Annotated in this window: 14 protein-coding genes; 12 read left to right on the top strand and 2 right to left on the bottom strand. The window is 72.0% G+C overall.

The genetic code is table 11. The features are described from left to right. The first annotated feature begins 88 nt into the window (after window positions 1-88). The 3 genes from rplU to obgE all read left to right on the top strand — a co-directional run bounded on the left by rplU (window position 89) and on the right by obgE (window position 2,280). On the top strand, window positions 89-409 hold the full coding sequence (rplU, locus tag DCW30_RS04775) for a 50S ribosomal protein L21 (RefSeq protein ID WP_055566950.1): 321 nt from the start codon (window positions 89-91) through the stop codon (window positions 407-409). Window positions 410-423: 14 nt separating this feature from the next. After that, the gene (rpmA, locus tag DCW30_RS04770) at window positions 424-678 is read left to right on the top strand and encodes a 50S ribosomal protein L27 (protein WP_062773847.1); all 255 of its coding nucleotides are present in this window, start codon (window positions 424-426) and stop codon (window positions 676-678) included. A 162-nt stretch (window positions 679-840) separates the two neighbouring features. Beyond that, complete coding sequence (gene obgE / locus DCW30_RS04765; protein WP_062773846.1) at window positions 841-2,280, top strand: GTPase ObgE; 1,440 nt, start codon at window positions 841-843, stop codon at window positions 2,278-2,280. An 84-nt stretch (window positions 2,281-2,364) separates the two neighbouring features. Here the strand turns inward: obgE and DCW30_RS04760 are convergent, their stop codons facing one another. Further along, window positions 2,365-4,458, bottom strand: coding sequence for a hypothetical protein (locus tag DCW30_RS04760; RefSeq protein ID WP_076686398.1), 2,094 nt, complete (start codon window positions 4,456-4,458; stop codon window positions 2,365-2,367). Between the two features lie 290 nt (window positions 4,459-4,748). Between DCW30_RS04760 and proB the strand changes: the two genes are divergently transcribed. From proB to DCW30_RS04735, 5 genes are all read left to right on the top strand, one after another. After that, entirely contained in the window at window positions 4,749-5,876 is a 1,128-nt protein-coding gene (gene proB / locus DCW30_RS04755) for a glutamate 5-kinase (protein WP_076686399.1), read from the top strand. Window positions 5,877-6,093: 217 nt separating this feature from the next. Continuing rightward, entirely contained in the window at window positions 6,094-6,582 is a 489-nt protein-coding gene (locus tag DCW30_RS04750) for a hypothetical protein (protein WP_076686401.1), read from the top strand. Window positions 6,583-6,708: 126 nt separating this feature from the next. After that, window positions 6,709-8,001 (top strand): glutamate-5-semialdehyde dehydrogenase, encoded by a 1,293-nt coding sequence (locus DCW30_RS04745; protein WP_076686403.1) that lies wholly within the window; start codon window positions 6,709-6,711, stop codon window positions 7,999-8,001. 50 nt (window positions 8,002-8,051) lie between these two features. Then, a complete protein-coding gene (locus DCW30_RS04740; protein WP_076686405.1) occupies window positions 8,052-8,660 on the top strand; it encodes an SCO2584 family spore wall biosynthesis protein in 609 nt (202 codons plus the stop codon). Window positions 8,661-8,726: 66 nt separating this feature from the next. Further along, window positions 8,727-9,905 carry an SCO2583 family membrane protein gene (locus DCW30_RS04735; RefSeq protein WP_076686407.1) on the top strand — a complete coding sequence of 393 codons (1,179 nt, stop codon included), beginning with the start codon at window positions 8,727-8,729 and terminating at the stop codon, window positions 9,903-9,905. Window positions 9,906-9,944: 39 nt separating this feature from the next. Here DCW30_RS04735 and DCW30_RS04730 read toward each other — a convergent pair whose 3' ends face one another. After that, window positions 9,945-11,060, bottom strand: a complete 1,116-nt coding sequence (locus tag DCW30_RS04730) for a M48 family metallopeptidase (RefSeq protein WP_076686409.1) — start codon at window positions 11,058-11,060, stop codon at window positions 9,945-9,947. Window positions 11,061-11,174: 114 nt separating this feature from the next. Here DCW30_RS04730 and DCW30_RS04725 point away from each other — a divergent pair, with 114 nt between their 5' ends. From DCW30_RS04725 to DCW30_RS04715, 4 genes are all read left to right on the top strand, one after another. Continuing rightward, entirely contained in the window at window positions 11,175-11,372 is a 198-nt protein-coding gene (locus tag DCW30_RS04725; protein WP_062774002.1) for a hypothetical protein, read from the top strand. 86 nt (window positions 11,373-11,458) lie between these two features. Continuing rightward, a complete protein-coding gene (locus DCW30_RS36565) occupies window positions 11,459-11,623 on the top strand; it encodes a hypothetical protein (protein ID WP_162933589.1) in 165 nt (54 codons plus the stop codon). A 102-nt stretch (window positions 11,624-11,725) separates the two neighbouring features. Then, window positions 11,726-12,364: a nicotinate-nucleotide adenylyltransferase gene (gene nadD / locus DCW30_RS04720; RefSeq protein ID WP_062773822.1), complete on the top strand. Its 639-nt coding sequence runs from the start codon at window positions 11,726-11,728 to the stop codon at window positions 12,362-12,364. A gap of 16 nt (window positions 12,365-12,380) precedes the next feature. After that, the gene (locus DCW30_RS04715) at window positions 12,381-14,360 is read left to right on the top strand and encodes a LytR C-terminal domain-containing protein (RefSeq protein ID WP_076686411.1); all 1,980 of its coding nucleotides are present in this window, start codon (window positions 12,381-12,383) and stop codon (window positions 14,358-14,360) included. Window positions 14,361-14,365 lie beyond the last annotated feature (5 nt).

Genomic DNA, 14,365 nt, shown 5'->3' with positions numbered 1-14,365 from the left:
GTGGGCACTGTTCCGGGTCGGGAGAGGCCGCCCGCTCTGTGGGCGGCTGGACTGCGGGGGCCCCGTTCCGAGCGAGAGAGAGATCCGCGTGTACGCCATCGTGCGCAGCGGTGGTCGCCAGCACAAGGTTGCTGTCGACGACATCGTTGAGGTTGACAAGATTTCCACTGCCAAGGTTGGCGACACGGTCGAGCTCTCGACCCTGCTCGTTGTCGACGGCGACGCCGTGACCAGCGACCCGTGGGTCCTGGCCGGCATCAAGGTGCAGGCCGAGGTCGTGGACCACCACAAGGGTGCCAAGATCGACATCCTGCGGTACAAGAACAAGACCGGCTACCGCCGTCGTCAGGGTCACCGTCAGCAGTACACGGCGATCAAGATCACCGGTATCCCCACGGCTGCGAAGTAAGGGACTGAGACAAGATGGCACACAAGAAGGGCGCATCGTCCACTCGGAACGGGCGCGATTCCAATGCTCAGCGGCTCGGCGTGAAGCGCTTCGGCGGTCAGGTCGTCAACGCCGGTGAGATCCTGGTCCGCCAGCGCGGCACCCACTTCCACCCGGGCTCGGGCGTCGGCCGCGGCAAGGACGACACCCTGTTCGCGCTGGACGCCGGTTCGGTGGAGTTCGGTACCCACCGCGGCCGCAAGGTCGTGAACATCGTTCCGGTCGCCTGAGTCCGTCTTTCCGACTGACTAGGCGCTCGTCGAGCGAGTTCTGCGAGGGCGGACCTCTCTTCCCGGGATTTCGGGAAGCGGGTCCGCCTTTCGCGTGTTTCAGAAGAAGCACGCCCAGAAAGACATACCCAGCAGTAAGCAATTCCCAGGAGGCACCCCGCTATGACCACCTTCGTGGACCGCGTCGAGCTGCACGCCGCCGCGGGTAACGGAGGCCACGGCTGTGCCTCCGTCCACCGTGAGAAGTTCAAGCCGCTCGGCGGCCCGGACGGCGGCAACGGCGGCCGTGGCGGTGACGTCATCCTGGTCGTCGACCAGGACGTCACGACACTGCTCGACTACCACCACAGCCCCCACCGCAAGGCCACCAACGGCCAGCCCGGCGCCGGCGACAACCGCTCCGGCAAGGACGGCCAGGACCTGATCCTGCCCGTCCCCGACGGCACGGTCGTCCTCGACAAGGAGGGCAACGTCCTGGCGGACCTCGTCGGCCAGGGCACCACGTTCGTCGCGGGCCAGGGCGGCCGCGGCGGCCTCGGCAACGCGGCGCTGGCCTCGGCCCGCCGCAAGGCCCCCGGCTTCGCGCTGCTCGGGGTGCCCGGCGAGGAGCGGGACATCGTCCTGGAGCTCAAGACCGTCGCCGACGTCGCCCTCGTGGGCTACCCGAGCGCGGGCAAGTCCTCGCTGATCTCCGTGCTGAGCGCCGCGAAGCCGAAGATCGCCGACTACCCCTTCACCACGCTCGTGCCCAACCTGGGCGTCGTGACCGCGGGCTCGACCGTCTACACCGTCGCCGACGTGCCCGGCCTGATCCCGGGCGCGAGCCAGGGCCGCGGCCTGGGCCTTGAGTTCCTGCGGCACGTCGAGCGGTGCAGCGTGCTCGTGCACGTGCTCGACACGGCGACCCTGGAGTCCGACCGCGACCCCGTCTCCGACCTCGACGTCATCGAGGCCGAGCTGCGGGAGTACGGCGCGGGCCTGGAGAACCGGCCGCGCGTCGTCGTCCTGAACAAGATCGACGTGCCGGACGGGCAGGACCTCGCCGATCTGGTCCGCCCCGACCTGGAGGAGCGCGGCTACCGCGTCTTCGAGGTCTCGGCCGTGGCGCACAAGGGCCTCAAGGAGCTCTCCTTCGCCCTGGCGGAGCTGGTCTCCGAGGCGCGTGCCGCGAAGCCGAAGGAGGAGGCGACCCGTATCGTCATCCGGCCCAAGGCCGTGGACGACAGCGGCTTCACGGTCGTCCGTGAGGACGACGGCATCTTCCGCGTGCGCGGCGAGAAGCCGGAGCGCTGGGTGCGCCAGACCGACTTCAACAACGACGAGGCCGTCGGCTACCTCGCGGACCGCCTCAACCGCCTCGGCGTCGAGGACGAGCTGATGAAGGCGGGCGCGCGCGCCGGTGACGGCGTCGCGATCGGCCCCGAGGAGAACGCGGTCGTCTTCGACTGGGAGCCGACGATGATGGCCGGCGCCGAGATGCTGGGCCGCCGTGGCGAGGACCACCGACTGGAGGCGCCGCGCCCCGCCGCCCAGCGCCGCCGTGACCGTGAGGCGGAGCGGGACGACGCGCAGCGCGCGTACGACGACTTCGAGCCGTTCTAGCCGGTCTCCCCGCTGGTGCGGGACAAGAGGAAGGGCCCCGGAGCTGCACGCTCCGGGGCCCTTCCTCGTACCGTCGGGGAGTGGTCACGCGGTGACCGAGTCCTCCGCGCCCGGTGACGACTCCGCCGGGTCCTGCTCCGTCTCCTCCGCGGCCTCCTCCGCGACCCGCTGGCCGGGGATGTCCGCGTCGATGCGGGAGGCCATGCGGGCGCGCCTGGCGTCGGCCTGGGCGCTCAGGGCGAGGGCCGCCGCGTTGAAGCGGACCAGGGACGGCGGGTCCGAGGGGCCCAGGAGGTGCTCCTTGAGCTCGGCCCGGTCCTCCGCGCGGTTGTCCAGCTCCGGGGAGCGCACGGACTTCAGGAGGGCCGCCACGCCGTCCGCCTCGGGCGTGAGGATCGTTCCCGCGGACGCCGTCGGGAAGCTCGCGCGGAACTCCGCCTCCGACATGCCGGCCGTGTTGGCGACGGCGTACGGCTTCTCGCTGCTCAGCCAGTCGGAGACCACCGAGGAGACGTCACTGATCAGCAGGTCCGCCTGGTTGAAGCAGGAGAAGATCGCCGGGCGCGCCGACGTGATGATCTGGTGCTCCCACTCGGGGAAGGACGCCCAGTACGCCGCCTCCCAGGCGGCGGTCGCCTCGGCCACCACGGCCTGCTGGTCGCCGTCGGGCGAGCCCTGGAGCATCATCCGCTCCTGCTCGTCCGCGCTCTTGCGGAACCGGGTCGCCGTCAGCTCGTCGAGCGCGGCGGTGCGCCGGGCCAGCTCGGCGGCGGCCTCGGGGCCCGGCCGGTCACCGGAGCGCTTGGCGTTGGCCGCGAGGATCATCGCCTTGATGCGCTCGTTGGCGGCGCCCGCGCGCGGGTCCTGCGAGCCGGTCATCGGGTGCGGCTTGTACAGCAGGCGCACGCCCGGGTCGGCGAGCAGCTCGCGGACGATGTTCTCGCCGGCCAGGACGACCGAGGTGTTGCCGGGGTTGCCGTCCCAGCCCTCCCAGGTGGGGGCGTACAGGACCGTGGTGTACGGACCCGTGGGCGCGCCCGAGTAGGGCTTGATGGGGGACAGCTGCGGGCGGCCCACCTCGACGACGTCCTTGTCGTCCACGCCGATGTCCGCGAGCTGGTAGCGGTCGCGGGCCGCGGGGCCCGCCACCCACACCTGGTCGTACGCCTTCGCGTACGGGTTGCAGGAGGACAGCTTGTCGCTCTCGCCGTGGTTGATGAAGGCGTGCTTGATCGTCGGGATGCGCAGGACCTGGGAGGTCTTCGCGGCGTTGGCCGGGTGCAGCAGCATCTTCAGCGTCGACGTCTCCAGCGAGAACATCGTCGCGACCTTCGGGAAGCAGATGATCGGGACGTCGGTCGCGTCGATCTTCTGGACCATGAACCGCTCACGCAGCACGATCAGCGGGTTGCCGTCGAGCCGGGAGAGGGTCGAGAGCCACATGTTGGCCTGGTACGCCGACGTGGTGCCGCCCGAGAAGTACATGCCGACGGTCGGCTTGTACTCGGCCAGCCACTCGTCGAGCCACTCCATGACCTTCTGGTCGTTCTTCGCCCGCTTCTTCGGCAGCAGCCAGGTGCCGAGGTAGACCGCGCCGCAGCCGATCAGGGCGATCGACACGCCGAGGCCGATGCCGCCCCAGAGGGCGTCCGCGGTGGCCGCGGTGGCCAGCAGGCCGGCCGTGGCGGGCACCGAGAACGTCAGCAGGCGGTGGGCCTGGCGGCGGGAGAGGATGCGCGGCGGCGCGGCCGTCAGGTGCAGTGCCGAGGTGTCGATGTTGCGCGTGACGATCGGCAGCGAACGGCTGCGGCGCACGAGCACGGCGACGGCCTGGCAGACGAAGTGCAGGGCGTAGAACGCGAGCAGCGCGATCGTCAGCGGCGACTGCTCGGCCAGCGGCTCGATGCCGTCTATGCGCAGCAGGCCGACCAGGATCAGCATGTCGCGCAGCAGCTGGCGGACCGTGACGTCGAACCGGATCTTGCCGAGGAGCGACAGGAGGCCCGGCTGCTTGTACTGCAGATAGATGTCGAGCGCGAGGTTCGCGGCGGCCGCGGCGACGAACACCGGCACGTAGGGGAGCAGCGCGCTCACGAGCTGGGCCGTGAAGAGCGCGAACATCGTGAACAGCGCTGACAGCTGCACGATGCGTCGAGGGACGAGTCCGGCAGAGGGCACGGGCGTGGGCTCCTGGCGGGGGATGGAGAGGGAATGGGGGGAAGTCGACCACTGACCGTATGACGCGCGGTACCTCCGTAGCAATCTTCCGTGACAACAATCACCGAAAACTGGGGCAAACGGGACCGAACCCGGGGGCTGTTTTCTCCCTCGTCACCCGTTCGGCGGTGTTGGGTCCGCCCCTCGGAATGCACGGGCGCACCCCCGGGCCGCTCGCGTAGATTGCTGCTCCGGCACATTCCGGACCCGGATCGCGGGCTCCGGAGCACCAGGAGCACTTGGGGAAGAGCGTGGCAGCGGCAAGGCAGTCGGTGGCAGAGGCCCAGCGGATCGTCGTCAAGGTCGGGTCCTCGTCCCTGACGACCGCGTCGGGAGGCCTGGACGCGGACCGCGTCGACGCGCTCGTGGACGCGCTCGCCAAGGCCAGGGGGTCCGGCGCGCGCGAGATCGTCCTGGTCTCCTCCGGCGCCATCGCGGCGGGCCTCGCCCCGCTCGGCCTCGCCAAGCGCCCCAAGGACCTGGCCCGCCAGCAGGCCGCGGCCAGCGTCGGCCAGGGGCTGCTCGTGGCCCGCTACACCGCCTCGTTCGCGCGGTACGGCGTACGCGTCGGACAGGTGCTCCTCACCTCCGACGACATGGCGCGCCGCGCCCACCACCGCAACGCGTCCCGCACCCTGGACCAGCTCCTCGCCATGGGCGCGCTGCCGGTGGTGAACGAGAACGACACGGTGGCGACCGACGAGATCCGCTTCGGCGACAACGACCGCCTGGCGGCCCTCGTCGCCCACCTCGTCCGCGCCGACCTCCTCGTGCTCCTCTCCGACGTGGACGGCCTCTACGACGGCGACCCGGCCAGGCCGGGCGCCTCCCGGATCTCCGAGGTCACCGGGCCCGCCGACATGGCGCATGTCCAGATCGGCAGCGCGGGCAAGGCCGGGGTCGGCACCGGCGGCATGGTCACCAAGGTCGAGGCGGCGCGGATCGCCGCCGCCGCGGGCATCCCGGTCGTGCTGACCTCCGCGAGCCAGGCGGGCGACGCCCTCGCGGGCCGGGCGACCGGCACGTACTTCCACCGCACGGGACGCCGCTCCGCCGACCGGCTCCTGTGGCTCCAGCATGCCTCCGAGCCGCGCGGCGCGCTCACCCTGGACGACGGGGCCGTGCGCGCTGTCGTCCAGGGGCGCAAGTCGCTGCTGCCCGCGGGGATCGCCGCGGTCGAGGGCGACTTCGCCGCGGGGGACCCGGTCGAGCTGCGGGACACCGGCGGGCGGGCCGTCGCGCGCGGCCTGGTGAACTTCGACGCCAAGGAGCTGCCGCAGCTCCTCGGCCGCTCCACGCGGGACCTCGCGCGCGAACTCGGACCTGCGTACGAGCGGGAGGTCGTGCACCGGGACGATCTGGTGCCGCTGCACGGGTGACGCGGTGTGAAGCCCGCAGGTCGCCTCGCCACATCCGTCGCACGAGCCTCGTCCGCCTCGGCCGAAAACCGTCGCGGGCCGTCCCCGACGGGTGGCCCGGGGGAGGTGAAACTCCCCGAAACGGCCCCGCGGGACCGCTTGGCCTGCTCAACTTTGACGAGAACGGTTCCGTCGAACCGTCGCGTACCCGCATCGCCATCGCGTGAAGGAGGCCGTCGTGAGACGAGTGCGCCCTGGAGCGGCGTCCCGCGGCTCCGCGGAGCGGGCGCTGACGAGCGTCGCCGCGGGGGAGGCGTACGAGAGCGAGCCGCAGACCGCGCCGGAGGGCGCCCCGCGCGAGAGCGGCGACGGCGAGCCGGCCCCGGCGCCCCGCCTGTGGCACGTCACGCTGAGCGTCTCGGGGGCGCGGGCCCCCTTGCAGGAGGTCAGGCGCGGCCTCGAACAGCTCGCCCACGACCATCCCTTCCTGCTCACCAGCCGTTACGCGCCCGACCACGCCGAGATCCGCTACTGGGAGGAGGCCCGCGACCTGCACGACGCGGCGGCGGTCGCGCTCCGCCTGTGGGGCGAGCACCGGCAGACCGCCCGGCTGCCCCCGTGGGAGATCGTCGGGCTCGAAGTGATCGACCGCGACACCTACCACCAGCGCGTGGCCGAGGGCTGCGGACCGCTACCCGCCACCCCGGTCGGCGTGCACCCGTTTTGAGCCGTCGTTCTTCGAGCCGTCGATCTCCGAGCCGTCGATCTCCGAGCCGGCGTCCCCGGCCGCCCGCCGGTCTCGGGGACTGGAATACCGGGTCGACGCCCCGCGCGCGGGGATTACCCTGCGGACATGACGTCGCTCTCTCCCGTCTCGCCGTACGACAACCTCTCGCCGGTCGCCCAGGCCGCCTACCGCTCCCGTGGCGCCGCCGCCACGCTCGCGCCGCTGCCACGCGCCGCGAAGGACGACGCGCTCCTCGCGATCGCCGACGCCCTGGAGGTGCGGACCAGCGAGATCGTCGCGGCCAACGCCGAGGACATCGCGCGCGCCCGCGAGGCCGGCACGAGCGAGGGCATCATCGACCGGCTCACCCTGACCCCCGAGCGGGTCCGCGCCATCGCCGGCGACGTGCGCGACGTGGCCGCCCTGCCCGACCCCGTCGGCGAGGTCGTCCGCGGCTCCACCCTCCCCAACGGCATCGACCTGCGCCAGGTCCGCGTCCCGCTCGGCGTCGTCGGGATCATCTACGAGGCCCGCCCGAACGTCACCGTGGACGCCGCCGCCCTCTGCCTGAAGTCCGGCAACGCCGTCCTGCTGCGGGGCTCCTCGTCGGCGTACGCCTCGAACACGGCGCTGGTGCGCGTCCTGCGCGACGCCGTGCACGGCGCGGGCCTGCCCGCGGACGCCGTCCAGCTCGTGCCCGGCGAGAACCGCGACTCCGTGCGCGAGCTGATGCGGGCCCGCGGCCTGGTCGACGTGCTCATCCCGCGCGGCGGCGCCTCGCTGATCAAGACCGTCGTCGAGGAGTCCACCGTCCCGGTCATCGAGACCGGCACCGGCAACTGCCACGTCTACGTGGACGCCGCCGCCGACATCGACATGGCCGTCGACATCCTGATCAACTCCAAGGCGCAGCGCCCCAGCGTCTGCAACGCCGCCGAGACGCTGCTCGTGCACCGCGACATCGCCGACGCCTTCCTGCCGCGCGCCCTGGACGCCCTCGCCGAGGCCGGCGTGACCGTCCACGCCGACGAGCGCGTCCTCGCCCTCGCCGAAGACGGCAAGGCCACCGTCGTCCCCGCCACCACCGAGGACTGGGAGACCGAGTACCTCTCGTACGACATCGCGGCCGCCGTCGTCGACACCCTGGAGCAGGCCGTCGAGCACATCCGCCTGTGGACCTCCGGGCACACCGAGGCCATCGTCACCACCTCGCAGCAGGCGGCCCGCCGCTTCACCCAATTGGTGGATTCCACCACCGTCGCCGTGAACGCCTCGACGCGCTTCACCGACGGCGGGCAGTTCGGCTTCGGCGCGGAGATCGGCATCTCCACGCAGAAGCTGCACGCGCGGGGACCGATGGGGCTGCCCGAGCTGACCTCCACCAAGTACATCGTGACCGGAGACGGCCACATCCGCTGAATTGCCCCGCGCCCTGCCCAAATCGCACCTTCCCGGTCTAGGCTGGGAAGGTGCCGGAGGACGTGGGGGGCACGCCGTCGTTCCCTGACGGCCGGGAGCCCGACGACGACCGCGACCGCGGGGGTGCGGACGAAGAGTTCGCCTCCGTGGTCTTCGACGAGGACTTCGTACGGGCCGCCGAGATCCACGAGCCGTCCGCCGTGGAGCGGCTGCTGGCCGCCGCCCAGGCGCGCGCGGAGGCCACCGAGGCGGAGAACCGCAGGGCCCGCACCCGGGGCCCGGCACGCGACGCCCCGGACGAGGAGTACTACGACGACGGGTTCGACCCCGACGTGGGCGAGTTCGCCCACGACGACCTCGACGACGCCTACGAACACGACCCCGACGACCGGCGGTACGGCCGCCCGGGACGCCACCCCGGCCAGGCCCGCTGGCACCGCACCGTCGCCTGGATGCTCGCCGTCCTGATGGGCGTCGGCATGGTCGCCCTCGCCTTCACCGCGGTCTACCGCGGCGCCTCGGCGGGCCGCCAGGACCAGGTGCCCGCGCCCGCCTCCACCGAGGTCGGACAGAGCACCGACGACGAGGTCGCGGTCAGCCCCTCGGCCTCCGCGGAGTTCGGCCGCCCCGCGGTGCCCGCGGTGCCGCGCACTCCCTGAGCCGCCCCCGCACTTTGTCGCGTACCAGGGCGTTTACTCGACCCCCCGGAGACCTACTCTCACATTATGGGCGGGCCAGGAGACCCACCGCAGGGCACACCCGAGGGCGCTCCCGGCGGTGGCGAGGACGAGTACCGATCCGTTGTCTTCGACGAGTCGTTCGTCCGCGCTGCGCGTCTGCAGGAGTACTCCGCGCGGGAGCGCATGCTCGACCACGCGCGTGCCGTGCGCCGCCGCCCCGCCCTGCGCCGCGGGCTGTCCCGCCAGGCCATGATCCTCGTCGTGCTCATCGCGGTGGCCTTCGGCACCGCGATCTACATGGGGGTGCGGCACCCGTACCCCGGTCCGCCCGCCAAGCGTCCCGATCCGCTGCGGATGACGGTGATCCCGCTCTCCCCGCAGGGCCGCGTCCCGGGGGCGGAGGCGGTCGCCGACCTGTACGCGCGCAGCCCCGCCGCGCAGTACCGGGTGGGGGCGGGCGGCATCAACCTCCCGCCCGCGCGCCGCACCGCGCACTTCTCCGACAGCCAGGTGACGTCCGCGCTCACCACCGCCAAGGACTACCTGGTCGAGTCATCCCTCGACCCCGACGTCCTCAGCGGCGGCTCACCGAGCTCCGTCCGGCTGCTGCTCGACCCGGAACTGTACGACCAGTTCGACCGGAGCTTCCGGAGTCCCGCCGCGGACGGGCGGCACGCGCCCACCGGCTGGCTGGTGCGGTTCGACCCGACGCGGACCGCCCTCGCCGACCAGCGCGTCCGGGTCCAGGGCACGCTGCGGGTCACCGAGACCGACAAGGGCACGCTTGAGGTGTCCACCGATCACACGTTCGTGTACGCGGTGCGGGGAGCCTCCGGCGGGGGGCCGGGCACGGGCAGGGCCTCCGGCGGGGACGGGTCGGGTACGGGCAGGGCTTCCGGCGGGTCCGGCAAGGACAAGGCCTCCGGCGGGTCCGGTACGGGCAGGGCCTCCGCGGAGGCGAAGGCCTCGCTGTTCACCGTGCGGCGGGAGCTGCAGTTCCGCTTCGACCGTGACGACCTGCGCATGCACCAGGCCGAGCTGTTCACGTCCGCGACCCAGGCCGGGCCGCTGACCTGCGCCGCGGACTCGGTGAGCCATCTGCGGCCGCTGCTCGCGGGGGAGCGCGCGAAGGCGGGCGGCCCGGCGGGCACCGACCCGTACGCCACGGGCCGTGCCCCGGCGCTCTGCGGGACGCTCGCGGACGCCGCCCAGCCCTCGCTCTAGGCCACCCGGCCCTCGGCCGCCGGTCCGGGCGGGAGGCCGCTACTTCGGGCCGGAGCCGGTGGGGCCGGCGTCGGTGGGGCCCTCGGAGCCACCGCCCTGGCCGGTGAACTTGCCCCGCAGCTTGCCGCCGAGGTCGCCCGCGCCGCCCGCGATGTCGCTGACCAGCTTCATCAGCGGGTCCTTGCTGTTGCGCACGTCGTCCGCGTACGCCGAGGCCGACTGCCGGAAGGAGTCCGAGACGGAGGTGTCCCGGTCCTCGTCACGGCGCGGGTAATGCCCGTCCATGATCCGCTGGAAGTCGCGGGACTCGGCCCACTTCTTCAGCTCGGCGGCCCGCACGGTGGCGAAGGGGTGTGTGCGCGGCAGCACGTTCAGGATCTTCAGCACCGAGTCGCGCAGGTCGCCCCCGGCCTCGTACTCCTCGGCCTGTTCGAGGAACGCGTCCACGTTCATCTCGTGCAGGTGGTTGCCGCCCGCCAGCTTCATCAGGCCGCGCATGGAGCACCGCAGGTCCTGGCCCACGAGAAGCCCGGCGCGGTCCGCCGACAGCTCGGACTTGCGGAACCACTCGCGCAGCGCCGTCACGATCGCCATGATCGCGACGTTGCCGAGCGGAATCCACGCGACCTTCAGCGCGAGGTTGGTGAGGAACAGCAGGATCGTGCGGTACACGGCGTGGCCCGAGAGCGCGTGGCCCACCTCGTGGCCGACGACCGCCCGCATCTCCTCCTCGTCGAGCAGCTCGACGAGGCCCGTCGTCACGACGATGATCGGCTCGTCCAGGCCGATGCACATCGCGTTCGGGGTCGGGTCCTGGTTCACGTACATCGGCGGGACCTTCTCCAGGTCCAGGATGTAGCAGGCGTCCCGCAGCATGGTGTGCAGGTGCGCGAACTGCGCGTCCGAGACCCGTACGGAGTCGGACAGGAAGAGCAGCCGCAGACTGCGCTCGGGCAGCAGACCGCTGAGCGCCTTGAAGACCGTGTCGAAGCCACTGAGCTTGCGCAGGGCCACCAGGGCCGAGCGGTCCGCCGGGTGTTCGTAGGCGCGCGACGAGATGCCGGGGAAGCGCCTGCGCTGCCGGCTCGGCACGTTCTCGTGGCTCGCGCCGTCCGCGCCGCCCGTGCCGCCGCCGTGATGGTTGCCGTCGGTCATGCCGATTCCCCCATGTGTCGTCCTCCGATGCCCCCGAGGTGGGCAACAGCCTAGGCGGAGATACCGTGACAGGGCAGCACACAGAAGGAGTCATCCGTCATGGCCATGGATCCCATGGAGCACAACACCGGGGCCGACTGGCTCATGGAGGCGGCCAAGGCCGCCGGAGATCAGGGGCCGGGCAACCTGCTGCGGATCGTACTGATCGTCATGGTCGTCGGCTGTGTCCTCGGGGGCTGGTTCCTGCTGCGCGGGTACCGCCGGGGCGCCGACGACGACCAGGACGGCCGCGGCGACGGCCACAACAGCTGAGTCGGCGTGAGCCGGAGCCGGGCCCACGCTTACGATGGCCCGGAAGTCCTTATGTCCATCCCTCCCCCGGATAGGTCCTGCCTGAGATGAGCCTCCACGCCAACGCCGCCCAGCTGGTCACTCTCGCCTCCGAGGGCGGCGAGCACGGCGGCGAGCACGCAAGCCTGAGCCCCCTCCTGACCGGCGGCGGCGCCTTCCTCGCCCTGCTGCTGCTCCTGTGGATCACCACGCGCTTCAACCGGGACCGCTGAGCACGTTCCCCGTGCGGGGCCGCTGAGCCGCCCTGCCCGGGGGCCTCGGCACGGGGACCGTCCTGTCCGGGCCCGCCTTCGGGGCCGGTAGGGTCTGCACGCATGGGAGAGCAGGACATGCCTACCGGTCCGGCGACCGGTCCGGCAGGCAACGGCAAGCGCCGCCTCGGTGTCATGGGCGGCACGTTCGACCCGATCCACCACGGACACCTGGTGGCGGCCAGCGAGGTCGCCGCGCAGTTCCACCTCGACGAGGTGGTGTTCGTGCCGACCGGGCAGCCGTGGCAGAAGAGCGACAAGCAGGTGTCCCCCGCCGAGGACCGCTATCTGATGACGGTGATCGCGACCGCCGAGAACCCGCAGTTCTCGGTCAGCCGCATCGACATCGACCGCGGCGGCGCGACCTACACCACGGACACGCTGCGCGACCTGCGTGCCCTCAACCCCGACACGGACCTCTTCTTCATCACGGGCGCGGACGCGCTCGGCCAGATCCTCACCTGGCGGGACACGGAAGAGCTGTTCTCCCTCGCGCATTTCATCGGGGTGACCCGGCCCGGCCACACGCTGACCGATCCCGGCCTCCCCAAGGGCGGCGTCTCCCTCGTGGAGGTGCCCGCCCTCGCCATCTCGTCCACCGACTGCCGGGCGCGGGTCCACAAGGGCGATCCCGTCTGGTATCTGGTGCCCGACGGTGTGGTGCGTTATATCGACAAGCGCGAGCTGTACCGCGGCGAATGAGCCGAGAGGGGCACCGGTGAACGACCGACAGTACGACCCTTATGCGGGCAGCGACCCGTATACGGGCGAGTACCCGGGCGAGTACGCCGCCGATCAGTACCAGGTCGTCGGGTACGACGAGTACGGGCGGCCGGTGTACCAGCAGGTGCCTCAGCAGTCTCCTCAGCAGCAGCCCCACCAGACCCACCACCAGCAGCAGCAGGCTCCGCAGTATCAGCAGCCCCAGGGGTACGGGTACGACCCGTACGGGGGCGGGCAGCAGGGCCATGACGCGAACGCCTACGACGCGAACGCCTATGGTGCGGGGGCGTACGGCGCAGGGACGTATGGCGCGGGGACGTATGACGGTGGCTATGGCGCCGGGGCCTCGTCCTCGTCCTCGTCCTCGTCCTCGTACGACGGTGGTGCAGGGACCGCGTACGACAACGCCGCGGGGGCGGCGGGGACGGCAGGGGCCGCGTACGGCGCCGGTGTGACGCAGGATGCCGGGTGGATTCCGCAGCAGCAGCAAGCGCCGGAGCCACAGGCTTCGCGGCCTCAGCGGGCCCATGAGCACCAGCAGGCCCCGCAGCCCGAGCAGTCGCCGGAGCCTCAGCAGGCCCCGGAGCCTCAGCAGGCCCCGGAGTCTCAGCAGGTCCCGCGGCCCCGGCGGGCGGCGCGGGGTGAGGCGGAGGGCGACGCCGGGTCCGGGGCCGCTCCCGAGACGGGTTCCGCGTCGCGCAGACCGCAGCCCGAGTACGAGACCGAGCAGTTCTCGTTCATCGAGGAGCCGGACGAGGACTCCGAGGACGTCATCGACTGGCTGAAGTTCACCGAGAGCCGCACCGAGCGGCGCGAGGAGGCCAAGCGGCGCGGGCGCTCCCGCGTCGTCGCGCTCGTCGTGGTCCTCGCCCTGGTGATCGCGGGCGGCGTCGGCTACCTGTGGTTCGCGGGCATGCTGCCCGGCCAGTCCGGCGACGAGGGCGGCGCCGCGGCGGCGGGCGGCCCGCAGAAACGTGACGTGGTCGTCGTCCACCTGCACAACACCAAGGGCGGCGACACCTCCACCGCGCTCCTGGTGAACAACGCCACCACCGGGCAGGGCGCGACCGTGCTGATCCCGAACTCCTTCGCCGTCCCGGACGACAACGGCTCGGCGACGACGCTCGGCAAGTCCGTCGACGACGACGGCTCGACCGGCACCCGGGAGTCGATCGACACGGCCCTCGGCACCGAGGTCGAGGGAACCTGGCGGCTGGACACCCCCTACCTGCAGAACCTCGTCGAACTCGTCGGCAACATCGACGTCGACACCGACACCGACGTGCCCGACCCCAAGGCCAAGAAGGGCGAGGCCCCGCTGGTCCAGAAGGGCGAGCAGCAGACCCTCAGCGGCCCGATGGCCGTCGCCTACGCCACCCACCGCGCCGCGGGCGAGAGCGAGACCGCGCAGCTCAACCGCTTCGGCCAGGTCATGCAGGGCGCCCTGCGCAAGCTGTCGTCCGACCCGCAGGCGGCCACCACCACCGTCGAGTCGCTCGCGCAGATCCTCGACCCGTCGCTCAAGGAGAAGGACCTCGGCGCCTTCCTGGCCAAGCTCGCCGACCGCGCCAAGGGCGGCGACTACAAGACGACGGTCCTCCCGGTGCGCCAGGACGGCACGCTGACCGAGAAGGCCGGCGACACCGTGGTCAAGGACATCCTCGGCGGCGCGGCGAAGAGCCCGGAGCAGGGCGCGGCCGTGCGCGTCGGCGTCGAGAACGCCTCCGGCAGCAAGGGCGCGGCCCAGGACGCCCGCGTCGCCCTGGTCAACGGCGGCTACGCCTTCGTCGACGGCGGCACGGGCTCCGCCACCCAGCCCACATCGAAGGTCACCTACGCCGACGCGGCCAAGAAGTCCCAGGCCACCGAGGTCGCCAAGACCCTCGGCCTGCCGACGAGCGCGGTCACCAAGGGCAAGACGACCGCGAACGCCGATGTGTCCGTGGTCCTCGGACAGGACTACGAAGCGAAGTAGGAACC

Source organism: Streptomyces alfalfae (assembly GCF_004127445.1).
Classification (GTDB): Bacteria; Actinomycetota; Actinomycetes; order Streptomycetales; family Streptomycetaceae; genus Streptomyces; species Streptomyces alfalfae.
Note: the sequence above shows the minus strand (reverse complement) of the source record. Positions and strands in the feature narration are given on the sequence as shown.

Coding starts and splice junctions, on each gene's coding strand:
- rpmA (WP_062773847.1), top strand. CDS start 424: ATGGCACACAAGAAGGGCGCATCGTCCACTCGGAACGGGCGCGATTCC.
- obgE (WP_062773846.1), top strand. CDS start 841: ATGACCACCTTCGTGGACCGCGTCGAGCTGCACGCCGCCGCGGGTAAC.
- DCW30_RS04745 (WP_076686403.1), top strand. CDS start 6,709: ATGACGTCGCTCTCTCCCGTCTCGCCGTACGACAACCTCTCGCCGGTC.
- DCW30_RS04735 (WP_076686407.1), top strand. CDS start 8,727: ATGGGCGGGCCAGGAGACCCACCGCAGGGCACACCCGAGGGCGCTCCC.
- DCW30_RS04730 (WP_076686409.1), bottom strand. CDS start 11,060: ATGACCGACGGCAACCATCACGGCGGCGGCACGGGCGGCGCGGACGGC.
- DCW30_RS04725 (WP_062774002.1), top strand. CDS start 11,175: ATGGAGCACAACACCGGGGCCGACTGGCTCATGGAGGCGGCCAAGGCC.
- DCW30_RS36565 (WP_162933589.1), top strand. CDS start 11,459: ATGAGCCTCCACGCCAACGCCGCCCAGCTGGTCACTCTCGCCTCCGAG.
- nadD (WP_062773822.1), top strand. CDS start 11,726: ATGGGAGAGCAGGACATGCCTACCGGTCCGGCGACCGGTCCGGCAGGC.